The 12,626-nt window shown below is 33.2% G+C and carries 10 protein-coding genes; 9 read left to right on the top strand and 1 reads right to left on the bottom strand.

The features are described from left to right. Position 1 precedes the first annotated feature (1 nt). From GKZ86_RS08835 to GKZ86_RS08795, 9 genes are all read left to right on the top strand, one after another. A complete protein-coding gene (locus GKZ86_RS08835; protein ID WP_154782749.1) occupies positions 2-967 on the top strand; it encodes a DUF4861 family protein in 966 nt (321 codons plus the stop codon). 148 nt (positions 968-1,115) lie between these two features. Further along, complete coding sequence (locus tag GKZ86_RS08830) at positions 1,116-2,327, top strand: glycoside hydrolase family 105 protein (protein ID WP_154782748.1); 1,212 nt, start codon at positions 1,116-1,118, stop codon at positions 2,325-2,327. Positions 2,328-2,367: 40 nt separating this feature from the next. Further along, a complete protein-coding gene (locus tag GKZ86_RS08825; RefSeq protein WP_154782747.1) occupies positions 2,368-3,588 on the top strand; it encodes a glycoside hydrolase family 105 protein in 1,221 nt (406 codons plus the stop codon). Between the two features lie 180 nt (positions 3,589-3,768). Further along, complete coding sequence (locus tag GKZ86_RS08820; protein ID WP_154782746.1) at positions 3,769-5,367, top strand: glycoside hydrolase 43 family protein; 1,599 nt, start codon at positions 3,769-3,771, stop codon at positions 5,365-5,367. A 236-nt stretch (positions 5,368-5,603) separates the two neighbouring features. Beyond that, positions 5,604-7,613: a pectate lyase gene (gene pelA / locus GKZ86_RS08815; protein WP_154782745.1), complete on the top strand. Its 2,010-nt coding sequence runs from the start codon at positions 5,604-5,606 to the stop codon at positions 7,611-7,613. Positions 7,614-7,712: 99 nt separating this feature from the next. Further along, positions 7,713-9,062 (top strand): glycoside hydrolase family 28 protein, encoded by a 1,350-nt coding sequence (locus GKZ86_RS08810; protein ID WP_154782744.1) that lies wholly within the window; start codon positions 7,713-7,715, stop codon positions 9,060-9,062. A 304-nt stretch (positions 9,063-9,366) separates the two neighbouring features. Further along, positions 9,367-10,110, top strand: a complete 744-nt coding sequence (locus GKZ86_RS08805) for a rhamnogalacturonan acetylesterase (RefSeq protein WP_154782743.1) — start codon at positions 9,367-9,369, stop codon at positions 10,108-10,110. A 384-nt stretch (positions 10,111-10,494) separates the two neighbouring features. After that, positions 10,495-11,028, top strand: coding sequence for a hypothetical protein (locus tag GKZ86_RS08800; RefSeq protein WP_154782742.1), 534 nt, complete (start codon positions 10,495-10,497; stop codon positions 11,026-11,028). A 70-nt stretch (positions 11,029-11,098) separates the two neighbouring features. Further along, positions 11,099-11,452: a hypothetical protein gene (locus GKZ86_RS08795; RefSeq protein ID WP_154782741.1), complete on the top strand. Its 354-nt coding sequence runs from the start codon at positions 11,099-11,101 to the stop codon at positions 11,450-11,452. A 49-nt stretch (positions 11,453-11,501) separates the two neighbouring features. On the opposite strand, the gene GKZ86_RS08790 is transcribed toward GKZ86_RS08795, so the two are convergent. Continuing rightward, on the bottom strand, positions 11,502-12,626 hold the full coding sequence (locus tag GKZ86_RS08790; RefSeq protein ID WP_154782740.1) for a glycoside hydrolase family 88 protein: 1,125 nt from the start codon (positions 12,624-12,626) through the stop codon (positions 11,502-11,504).

Below are 12,626 nucleotides of genomic sequence, written 5' to 3'. Positions count from 1 at the left end.
AATGAAAACAAAAATCACATTAGCAACCTTATTTTTAGTAGGTTTTACAGCAGTTCAAGCTCAAAAATACGATATAAAAACAGCTAAAACCTATGCTGAAGTCTCTGCAAAGACGGATGGAAAATGGGAAGGCAGAAAATATATTGGCGGAACTGTTTTTAAAAATGTTGACAGACTAAAAGTAGCTCCGGAACATACAGATCATTCTTTTGATATTCGTTACGAAGGACCAGGTTGGGAAAGTAATAAAATTGGATATCGTTTGTATTTGGACTGGAGAAATGCAATTGATATTTTTGGAAAGAAAACTTCAGAAATGATTTTGCCTAAAGTAGGTCAGGATAATTTTGATTCTTACCATGAAATGAGCGATTGGGGTGCTGATATTTTGAAAGCAGGAAAAGCAATCGGAATTGGATCTATTGATCGTTATTTGAACAATGAAAAATTACACTTTCGTGAAGTAGATTCTACTATTGCAGATGTTGCAAATAAAACCAATGAATCTAATGTAAAAGTGCGTTATTATGGTTGGAAAACAGCTTCGGATAAAATTGATTTCAGTACAGAATTGACGATCAAACCTGATCAGTTATATACGCAACATACCATTAAAGCTTCAAAAGAAATTAAAGGAATTTGTACCGGAATTGGAAAACAAAAAGGTGCAGAACTACTTAAAAAAGAAAGTAAAAATAAAAAATGGGCTTATTTAGCAACTTACGGAGCACAATCTTTAGTGCCGGATAAATTAGGATTGGCTATTTTTTATGAAGTAAAAACAATTGAAAATGTTGCTGATACAGATTTAGATTATTTATTGGTTTTTAAACCAACAACAAAAGCCACTTCATTCTACTTTTTAGGCGCATGGGAACAACAAATTGACGGAATTAAATCGCAGGAAGAATTTGTAAAATATTTAGATGCACAATTAGAAATACTGAACAAAAAAGGTAAAATGTAAATTGTTGTTTAAAGAATAATAGCTACAGATTAAAGGATTTTAAGGATTAAAAAATATACAGATTTTAATCCATTGAAGAATTAGATGATACAAAAATAAAAATCTGCACAATCTGCCAAATCTGCGTGAAAAAAATAACAAAAAAAATATGTTTAAATCAACTTTTATAAAGATCAATTTTATCAATTACGCAATTGTTCTGCTACTCATTTTTAGTAGTAAAACAATCGCGCAGTCTAAAGAAAATGGTCTTTCTGCCAATTCAAAATGGTCAGAAAAGGCAGCAGTAACGATATTAAATAAATATCCGAAAGCCTGGCAGATTGACGGAACCGAAAAACCAAAATGGGATTATAAAATGAGTTTGGTTTTGTTTTCTTTTGAAAAATTATATGAAAAAACAAAAGATAAAAAGTATCTCAATTACATCAAGGAATATGCAGATGAAATGATTGATAGTTCAGGAAATATTAAAAAATATGAGATTAAAGAATACAACATCGATTATGTAAATCCGGGAAAATTGCTGTTTAATTTGTATGAGGAAACGAAAGACAATCGCTATCTAAAAGTAACGCAGCAATTAAGAAACCAACTAGAAAGTCAGCCAAGAACGACTAGCGGTGGATTTTGGCACAAACAAATTTACCCTAATCAAATGTGGATTGACGGTTTGTATATGGCAGAACCATTTTATGCGCAATACACTGTTAAGTATGAAAATGGTAAAGCTTTAGATGATATTGCGAAACAATTTGAATTGGTTCAAAATCATTTAGTAGATAAAAAAACAGGTTTAGTATATCAGGCTTGGGATGAAAGCAAACAAATTGGATGGGCAAATCCAGAAACCGGAACATCGCCAACCATTTGGGGACGCGGAATTGGCTGGTATATGATGGCTTTGGTAGAAACCTTAGATTATTTTCCTAAAAGCCATCCAAAACAAAAAGAACTGGTTACATTTTTGAATGAGATTTCTAAGAATATTATCAAATATAAAAGTACATCAGGTTTATGGTATCAGGTAACTGATAAACCGGAAATGAAAGATAATTTTGTAGAATCATCATCTTCGGCCATGATTATTTATAGTTTGGCAAAAGGTACAGATAAAGGATATTTACCCGCAAGTTATAAAAAAACAGCACAAAAATCATTTGACGCTTTTATAAAAGAATTTGTAAAAACAGAAGCCAATAATGAAATTATAATTTCAAATGTTTCATCGAATGTAGGTCTTGGAGGAAAACCTTTTCGTGATGGATCAAATGAATATTATATCAAAAGCAAAACAAAAGACAACAGTTCACCAGCTTTGGCCGCATTTATATTAAGTGCCGCTGAACTTGGGAAATAAAGATTGAAAAAGAAAAAGTAGAATTTAAATATATTTTGAAATGAAAAATAATAGAAAGCAAGGTTATTTCGTATCGGTTTTATTAATGTGTTTTATGACTTTTATGAGTTGTAAAGTAACTTCACAAGAAACGGAAAAAAAGGATATAGTTATTTCTAAAGATTTAAAATGGTCTGATAAAATGACGTTAACATTAATGAAACGTCATCCAGAAGCTTATATGATCGACGATTCTAAAAAGCCAAAATGGGATTATGTTCATGCTTTGGTTTTGCATTCAATCGAAGAATTATACAAAAAAAATCCTGACCCAAGATATAAAGCTTATATCAGAGGTTATGTAGATGAATTAGTTCAGGCAGACGGAACAATCAAAACCTACGAATTTGATAAATACAATATCGATTTGGTTGTACCGGGACGTTTGCTTTTTAATATTTATGCTGAATCAAAAGAAGAAAAATATTTAAAAGCATTGCAATTAGTACGTAAACAACTTTCAGAGCAGCCACGTACGCAAAGTGGTGGATTCTGGCACAAACAAATTTATCCAAACCAAATGTGGTTAGATGGTTTGTATATGGGAGAACCATTTTATGCACAATATACAGCAACATTTGAAAACGGAAAAAGTTTTGATGATATCGCAAAACAATTCGAACTGATTCAATTGCACGCAACTGATCCAAAAACAGGATTATTATATCACGGTTGGGATGAAAGCAAGGAAATGGCTTGGGCAAATAAAGAAACAGGAAATTCTCCAAACTTCTGGTCAAGAGCTTTAGGTTGGTATGCAATGGCTTTGGTTGATGTTTTAGATTACATGCCAAAAGATCATCCAAAACAAAAAGAACTGGTAAAATACTTAAATAATGTTTCTGCGGCTTTGGCTAAATACCAGGATAAATCAGGTTTATGGTATCAGGTAACAGATAAAGGCGGAGAAAAAGGAAATTATCTTGAAGCTTCAGGATCATCAATGTTTGCTTATGCTTTTGCAAAAGGTGCAAACAAAGGATATTTACCCGCAAAATATAAAAAATTAGCAAACAAAGCTTTTGATGGTTTAACCAAACAACTGATAAAAGTAGACGCTGACGGCGGAATTACATTAACACAAGCTTGTCAGGTTGCAGGTTTAGGAGGAACTCCATACAGAGACGGTTCTTATGAATACTATGTTAACGAAAAAAAGAAAGACAACGATCCTAAAGCAACCGGACCTTTTATTTTAGCGGCTGTAGAGTTGAATAGATAAGTTTTTTTAGAGAGAGTAAAGAGTAAAGAGTAAAGAGTGAGGATTGTTACGACAAAGTTGTGTCATTTCGACGGAGGAGAAATCACATCCAGAGAGCAACGCACTGAAAATCACACAAAGAGATCTGATAGGTTTTTAAAACCTATTAGGTCTAATTCGAAAGTCAACAATAACCAAAAGATGAAAAACATAAAAATCATTTTCCTTTTATTGGCACTAATCGCAGTTCAAAAGAGTTCTGCGCAAGTTTGGGTACCTGATAATGGAGATGGAACGTATACAAATCCCATTATTCATGCAGATTATTCAGATCCTGATGCTGTAAGAGTTGATGATGATTTTTATATGACGGCATCATCTTTTAATTGCATTCCGGGATTACCAATTTTGCATTCTAAAGATTTGGTAAACTGGACAATTATCGGATATGCACTTACCAAACAAATTCCTGTAGAAACCTTTGATAAAGTACAACATGGTAATGGCGTTTGGGCGCCAAGCATCACTTTTCATAATAATGAATTTTATATTTATTATCCGGATCCTGATTTCGGAATTTACATGATTAAAGCCAAAAAAGCCGAAGGCCCGTGGTCTGAACCAATTTTGGTAAAAGCAGGTTCAGGATTAATAGATCCAAGTCCGTTATGGGATGATGACGGAAAAGTATATCTGGTTCATGCCTTTGCGGGCAGCCGCGCACGAATAAAAAGTTTAATAGTTGTTTGCACAATGAATGCCGAAGGAACAATTGCAAATAACGACGAAGTTATGGTAATTGACGGTCATGAAAGCGAAGGGACTATTGAAGGACCAAAGTTTTACAAACGAAATAATTACTATTATATTTTTGCTCCTGCAGGAGGAGTTCCGACAGGATGGCAAACGGTTTTAAGATCAAAAAATGTTTTTGGGCCTTATGAGAAAAAGAAAGTTTTAGAGCAGGGAAAAACAAATATAAACGGTCCACATCAGGGAGCGTGGGTGGAAACACAAACAGGAGAAGATTGGTTTATTCATTTTCAGGACAAAGGAGCATACGGAAGAATTGTGCATCTTCAACCTATGAAATGGGAAAATGACTGGCCTGTAATGGGACAGGATTTTGATAAAAACGGAATTGGAGAACCGGTTACAACATTTAAAAAACCAAATGTGGGCAAGAAATATCCAATAGAAACTCCAGCAGAATCAGACGAGTTTAATTCGCCTAAATTAGGATTACAATGGCAATGGCAGGCAAATGCTCAAATCAATTGGGGATTTCCAACAAGTTTAGGATATTTAAATTTGTTTTGTCTGCCAACGATCAAAGAAAGTAACAAGATTTTTGAAGCACCAAATTTATTATTGCAAAAATTTCCTGCCGAAGAATTTACAACAACAACCAAGTTAACTTTTAATACCAGATTAAACGGAGAATCTACAGGACTTTTAATAATGGGATTAGATTATAGTTATTTGAGTTTAAAGAACGATAACGGGAAATTATATTTAAATCAGAAAACAGGAACTTTCGATAAAAAAGTTTCTGAAACAGAAACAACTCCACTTTTAATAAAAAGCAATACAATCTACTTAAGAGTAAAAATTAAAAAAGGTGGTGTTTGCAATTTCTTCTATAGTTTTGATGATAAAAAATACGAACCCATTGGAAATGAGTTTATCGCTAAAGAAGGAAAATGGATTGGAGCAAAAGTTGGACTTTTTGCTTTGAGTGAAAAAGTGACGAATGACTCGGGAAATGTTGCAGTAGATTGGTTTAGGATAACGAAATAAAAAAATAGATAAAAGATCATAAAACAGCAAAATCATTTTTTATTTTGAAAAAACGGCTTTCATAAATAATGTTTTTTTAAACGAATTTAAAAAAACGATATCTAAATACGTTTATTAGTAAGAAATAAGCTTAAAAATAGCTAAAATGATTTTGTTTGAAAAAAAAGAGAATTTTGTGCCTTTTTTGAAAATTCTATGATTAAAGCTTTTTATACCAAAAGTAAAAACAGATTAAAATGATTCAATTAAAAAAAATAACGATATTTTTTATAGTAGGATTTAGTGTTGCACTAAATGCTCAAAATACGTTTAAAAACTGGCCGGATATTATTCGTAAAAATGATCCGTCCTGGTTTGGTACCGATGAAGCAAAAAAAATAGCAGAAAATGTATTGTTGTATCAAAGAGATATTGGCGGCTGGCCAAAAAATATCCAAATGCAGCAAGAACTGACTTCTGCCCAAAAAACAGAATTATCGGCTCTTAAAAAAACAACCAAAGAAACCACAACAGACAACGGAGCAACGACTCAGGAAATGCTTTTTATGTCTAAAATGTATGCTCAGACAAAAGATGATCGCTATAAAGAGTCCTTTTTAAAAGGCTTAGATTATCTGCTTGAAGCACAATATGATAATGGTGGACGGCCTCAGTTTTATCCTTTAAAAAAGGGCTATTACACGCATATTACATACAATGACGATTCGATGGTACATATTTTAGATGTAATGAAAGAAATCGGTCAACAAACAGATTTTTATAGCATTAAACCATCTGTGGCAATTGTCGAAAAAGCGAAAAAATCTTTTGATAAAGGAATAGATTGTATCTTAAAAACACAATACAAACAAAATGGCATTTTAACCGCTTGGTGCGCACAACATGATGAAGTTACTTTTGCTCCCGCAAATGCAAGAGCTTTCGAATTAGCCTCGTTAAGTGGTTATGAATCAGTAAAAATTGTATTGCTTTTGATGTCGATAGAAAAACCTTCACCGGAAATTATCACAGCAGTAAAAAGTGCTCAGGCATGGTTTGAAAAAACAAAAATCACCAATCTCGAAGAAAAAAGAGTTCTAAACGACGCAGGAAAAATTGTCGATAAAAAAATGATTCCTACAGTAAATGCGGCACCAATTTGGGCCAGATTTATGGATCTTGAAACCAATGAACCTTTCTTTTGTGATCGTGACGGAATCAGAAAGAAATCGCTCGACGAAATTGGTTCTGAAAGGCGAAATGGCTATTCCTGGTATTCTGATGCCGGAAAAGAAGTATTGAAAAAATATCCCGAATGGGCAATCAAAAATGGAGTAAAAATTTCATCGGCAGAAACAACATCAAAAAAAAAAGATAATTACATAACAGTCGCACAAGACGGTTCAGGTGACTTTACCAAAATTCAGGATGCCATAAATGCAAGTCCGTCTTTTCCTTATGAGAAAGTTGTAATAAACATAAAAAATGGAATTTATAATGAAAAAGTACGTGTTCCGGAGTGGAATACACATTTAGTATTAATTGGAGAAAGTAAAGAAAATACCATTATTACATTTGATGATAATTTCAAGAAAATTAATTTAGGTCGAAATAGTACCTTTTATACCTATACTGTTTTAGTGGAAGGAGACGATTTTTCGGCATCCAATTTAACCATTAAAAATACTTCCGGAGATAATGGCCAGGCGATTGCACTATCAGTAGTAGCAAATCGAGCTAAAATTTCAAATTCCATTATTTTAGGAAATCAGGACACTTTGTATTTATCGGGCAAAGAAGCAAAACAATATTTTAAAGATTGTTATATTGAAGGTACAACCGATTTTATTTTTGGAAGTGCTACAGCTTTATTTGAAAATTGTGAAATTAAAAGCATCAAAAATTCTTATATTACAGCAGCTTCAACACCACAAGGAACTCCGTTTGGTTTTGTTTTTAAAAATTGTAAACTCACTGCAAGTACTGAAGCAACAGCCGTTTATTTAGGAAGACCGTGGCGTATTTATGCAAAAACAGTTTATATAAACTGTGAAATGCAAAAACACATAAAACCTGAAGGCTGGCAAAATTGGTCGAAACCTGATGCAGAAAAAAATGCCTTTTATGCCGAATATAATTGTACCGGAGAAGGATATCAACCCACAAAAAGAGTATCATGGTCACATCAGCTCAAAAAAGCAGAAGCCCAAAAATATACCATAGAAAATATTCTAAAAGATTCAATACCGAATTGGTACAATTTATAGCTTCTGAGTTATTAAACTTTTCGGGATTAAGTTTAAAATTAGAATCCTTAGTCCCGAAGCCTCGGGATAGAACCTCAGTAACTTAGAACCTTAAAAAAAATGAACCTAAAATATCTCCTTTTTTTATTGATTTCCTGTGCTTCTTTCGCGCAAAATAATGCATTTCCCACAACCAAAGTAGATTCAATAATAAACAGAATACAGTTGCCGGTTTTTCCTGCATATCAGGTTAATGTTCAAAAACTTGGAGCAAAGGGAGATTCCATTACCAATAATAAAACGGTTTTTGATAAAGCGATGGCACTCTGTAAAAAAAATAACGGCGGAACCATTATTGTTCCAAAAGGGATTTATAAAATTAACGGACCCATTCACTTTGTAAGCAATGTAAATCTTAAAATCGAAAAAGGAGCAAAAATTAAGTTTAGCGATACACCCGAAGATTATTTACCAATGGTTTTAACAAGTTGGGAAGGAACAATGCTTTACAATTACAGTCCATTAATTTACGCCTATGATTGCAAAAATATAGCCATTACAGGCGAAGGAACAATTGATGGAGAAGGAGGAAAAACATGGAAAAGTTTTAAGGCAAAAGAAAATACAGGTAAAAATTTAAGCCGCGACATGAACCATAATAATCTGGCTTTAAAAGATAGAAAATTTGGTAATGGTTACTTTCTACGCCCGCAAATGATTCAATTTTTTAATTGTAAAAACATATTAGTCGAAAATATCCGAATAGAAAATTCTCCGTTTTGGTGTTTACATCTTTTAAAATCTGAAAGTATCACTGTTCGCGGCATTAGTTATAAATCATTAAATTATAATAACGATGGCATTGATCCCGAATATGCTAAAGACGTTTTAATAGAAAATGTAACCTTTGATAACGGAGACGATAATGTAGCCATTAAAGCCGGAAGAGATCATGAAGGAAGAGCTAATGCAGCAACACCAAGTGAAAATATTATAATAAGAAATTGCAATTTTAAAGGACTTCACGGTGTAGTTATAGGAAGTGAAATGTCAGCCGGAGTTCAGAATGTGTATGTAGAAAACTGTAAAACAGTTGGCTATTTAAAGAGAGGAATTTATATAAAAACCAATGCCGACAGAGGCGGTTTTATCAAAAATATTTTTGTAAGAAATATTCAATTAGACGAAGTAGAAGATTGTCTTTATATTACAGCCAATTATCATGGTGAAGGAAAAGGTTTTCAATCCGATATATCAAATGTTTCATTCTCTAATATTACCTGTAATAAGGCATCAGAATCCGGAATCGTAATTCAGGGATTCCCGGAGAAAAAAATCCGAAACATATCTTTAAACAATATTGAAATCAAATCAGCAAAAAACGCATTATCAAATGAAAATGCCGAAAACGTTTTAATGACCGATGTTTTTATAGGACAAAGAGCAACAGTGCCTTCGGCAGCGAAATAGGTTTTTTTTGAGGTTCTAAGGTACTGAGGTACTGAGGTACTGAGGGACAAAGGTTCAAAGGTTTTTTCTGTAGAGGCGCACTGCAGTGCGTCTGTTTTAGGCACAAAGATGCAGATGTTCAAAGGGACAAAGATTTTTCTGTAGAGACGCACAGCAGTGCGTCTACGCAAAGAGCATCCATAAAGTAAAAACACGACGATTGTCCTCCTGAGCGATCCCGAGGCTTCGGGAGAAGGACATTCATAACGTAAAAGGTCTTCAACTACGCTCAGACTGACAATTATAATAAAAAATAAAAGAAAAAATGAAAAAATATATCTTAATCTTATTACTAATCTCAACAGCCTGTTTTGCACAAAAAACAACAGTGTATTGTATTGGAGATTCTACAATGGCAAACAAGAAAGATCCGGATCGTAATCCGGAGCATGGCTGGGCACAAGTTTTGCAAGCTTTTTTTAAGGATGATATTATAATAGTAAACAAAGCGGTAAACGGCAGAAGTACCAAAAGTTTTATAAATGAAAAACGTTGGGATTCTATATATAAAAAACTCAAAAAAGGAGACTATGTTTTTATTGAATTCGGACATAATGATGAAAAAATAGAAGATTCTACCCGTTATACAAATCCGCATACCGCATATAGATATAACTTAATTCGTTTTGTAAAAGAAAGCAGGGCAAAAGGAGCAATACCAATTTTATTGACTTCTATTGCCAGACGTAATTTTAACGAAAAAGGAGTATTAGTTCCTACCCATGGCGATTATCCTTTAGAAACCCGTTTAGTTGCTCAGGAATATAAAGTACCATTTATCGATTTAGAATATTATACAGAAATATTAGAACAATCCTATGGACCGGAAAAATCAAAACAACTGCACTTGCATTTTAAAGCAGGAGAAAATCCTTATTATGATAAAGATAAGGCAGATGATACACATCTTTCTATATTAGGAGCCAAAACAATTGCCCAAATTGTAGTAAATCATATTAAAGCATTAGATGATAAATCTTTAGAAAATCTCAAAAAAGGAATTCAGTAATGCAATTATCATCCACAAAAAAGGATACCGGCATTTAGACAATACTTACTAACTATGCGTAAGTATATAGAGTAAAATAGTAGTAAGGGATAAAATGTAAGTTTTATCCCTTTTTTTTTGTTGTATTTTTATAAGCTAATTTGTTGTTTATTAAATACTTAGTTTATTTTAGTCTAAACGCCATCACCCGTATTTTTCTTCTCCAATATAGGGATTCTTCCTATAAAAATACACTCTATTTTCATATATACCTTAATCTATAAGTTTAAAAACTTTTACAGGCAAAAATAAATTGATTTTCAGAAGAACTTTGCACCTTCAAATCTAGATGTTTGAATTTTAAAGACTTAAGAAAATAATTAAACGCATAATAATTAAAAGGTTATGAAAAATAGATTACTCCCTTTATTTGTTGTTTTGGCTACCTTCTCGGCCCGTTCTCAGGTTGGTATTGGAACAATAAAACCGCATACATCCGCCCAATTAGAGGTTACCTCGAAAACAAAAGGTATGTTGATACCCAGAGTTGAATTAAGAAGTACAACTGATTATGGGCCAATTGATATTGATCCTAAGTTAGGTAAAGCTGATAGCTTATTGGTTTTTAATACAGAAACTACCGCAGATGTTACACCTGGTTACTACTACTGGTATATTGACAAATGGATGAGATTAGCAGTTTCTGGTGAAGCAGGTTCTGGTACAGGAAAAGATGGAAAAGTAGGTGTTAAGGAAGGTACTGTGCCTCCGGGCATAAAAGGAACTCCTACATATCCTGGTGATGATATTAACATTTATACCGATACTGTATCGGGTATTGTTTATGTTCAGACATCAACAGGTTCATGGACACCAATTAATGGTAAAAGCGGTAAAGATGGTATCAGTGGAGGAAATGGAGCACCAGGAAAAGGATAATAAAGATGTTTTTTTAAAAATGTTTAAAAGAAAATTTAAAGAAGGTTTTGAATTTCATGAAAAATCTTTTTTGATAAAAAATGAAAATGAATCCGGTCATTTCGATCGCTCTATTTTTGTTATCTATGAAAAGTCTGAATTGATAGAATTTTTAAAATTAGAAAAGAAAGAAACCAATGTTATGGTTTGTTTTTTTAATAAACAATTGCATAACAGCCTGCTTTTGCTGGATGAAATTAAAAACCTAAAAATAATTGATGCTTCGCAATCCAGAACAGAAATTTTTAAAGATTTGAAATTGTATTTTAATAACACATCCGATTATGTTGCTAAAATACCAGAGATAAAATTTTCAAAAAAAAGCCTTTATCAATCACCATTTGATAATTTTCAAAAGGCCTTATTTTTTTATGATGTAGTATAAAAGTTGTAATTAATTCAAAAAAAGTTGGGCATTTACAAGCCCAACTTTTTTATTTCATTTTATAAATTTCAGAACCGGCGAGCAAAAAACAACCCAATCCGTAATCTTCAAAATCAGGGATTTTATCATACGATAAAGGTTGTCCGTCTTTAGGCTCCTTTCCTGTTGATTGTAAATAACCCAGAAAACCGTTTGTATGCAAACTTTCGGTTACTAAGGCATTCCATGCTTTTTGAACAACAGGCAAATAAGTTTCTTTTTTTAAAATTCCACTGTTTATTCCGTACGTAATTCCATAAACAAATAAAGCAGTTCCAGATGTTTCCTTCTCACCAAAATTAGCAGGGTCGTGCAAACTGACATTCCAGAATCCGTCAGCTCTTTGAATTGGAACTAAAGCGGCAGCCATCGCTTTTAAATCTTTTATGTATTGCTCCCTGTGCGGTGCATTTTCCGGAATTATAGTAAGCACTTTTGCCAATGCAGCAATAACCCATCCGTTGCCGCGACTCCAGTAACAATCTTCACCGTTTGGTTCTTTATACGGAGGATCAAAATCAGCATCGCGCCACCATAAACCATCTTTTGGGTTAAATAAACCATGATCGCCGTGTTTGTTTCTCGAATACATATACATCTCATACATTTTTTCAAAATAACGATTGTCTTTTTCAAGAACTCCCAGTTTTGCAAAAACAGGCATTCCCATCTGAATAGCATCAATCCAAGACCAATCATCTAGTTGAGGCGTACTCAAAAGCATATTGATATTGGCGCGTGTGTTTTTTAGCTTTTTCGGATCAGGTTCTAAATTGTATAAATCAATATAAGTCTGGGCTGCACAATAATTATCAGCATTTCGGGTCGTGTTTCCGCTATTAAATCCCCATTTATGAAACTCTGACCAGGAATATGCATAATCATAATAAGCCTCTTTAGGAAAAATTTCGTGCAAAGCCATTAAACCTTCATAATAAACGCCACGCGTCCAGATATTACTGGGGCGCTCTTTGTTTGTTACAATTGTTTTACCTGTATCAGGCCATTTTTGCATAAAATAATCATTGGCTAATATCATTTGCTTTAGCACTAATTTTTTATCAAAAGGCTGTTGTGCGCTTGTCGTGCTTGTGTATGAGAAGCATATAGCGAAAAGTAAAAGTAATTTTCTCAT

This window comes from Flavobacterium sp. LC2016-13 (assembly GCF_009707955.1).
GTDB lineage: Bacteria > Bacteroidota > Bacteroidia > Flavobacteriales > Flavobacteriaceae > Flavobacterium.
This window is presented reverse-complemented; position numbering and strand designations above follow the sequence as displayed.

Excerpts from the sequence above, each read along its gene's own strand:
- GKZ86_RS08830 (WP_154782748.1), top strand. The coding sequence starts at position 1,116 with ATGTTTAAATCAACTTTTATAAAGATCAATTTTATCAATTACGCAATT.
- GKZ86_RS08800 (WP_154782742.1), top strand. The coding sequence starts at position 10,495 with ATGAAAAATAGATTACTCCCTTTATTTGTTGTTTTGGCTACCTTCTCG.
- GKZ86_RS08835 (WP_154782749.1), top strand. The coding sequence starts at position 2 with ATGAAAACAAAAATCACATTAGCAACCTTATTTTTAGTAGGTTTTACA.
- GKZ86_RS08825 (WP_154782747.1), top strand. The coding sequence starts at position 2,368 with ATGAAAAATAATAGAAAGCAAGGTTATTTCGTATCGGTTTTATTAATG.
- GKZ86_RS08790 (WP_154782740.1), bottom strand. The coding sequence starts at position 12,626 with ATGAGAAAATTACTTTTACTTTTCGCTATATGCTTCTCATACACAAGC.
- GKZ86_RS08810 (WP_154782744.1), top strand. The coding sequence starts at position 7,713 with ATGAACCTAAAATATCTCCTTTTTTTATTGATTTCCTGTGCTTCTTTC.
- GKZ86_RS08820 (WP_154782746.1), top strand. The coding sequence starts at position 3,769 with ATGAAAAACATAAAAATCATTTTCCTTTTATTGGCACTAATCGCAGTT.
- pelA (WP_154782745.1), top strand. The coding sequence starts at position 5,604 with ATGATTCAATTAAAAAAAATAACGATATTTTTTATAGTAGGATTTAGT.
- GKZ86_RS08805 (WP_154782743.1), top strand. The coding sequence starts at position 9,367 with ATGAAAAAATATATCTTAATCTTATTACTAATCTCAACAGCCTGTTTT.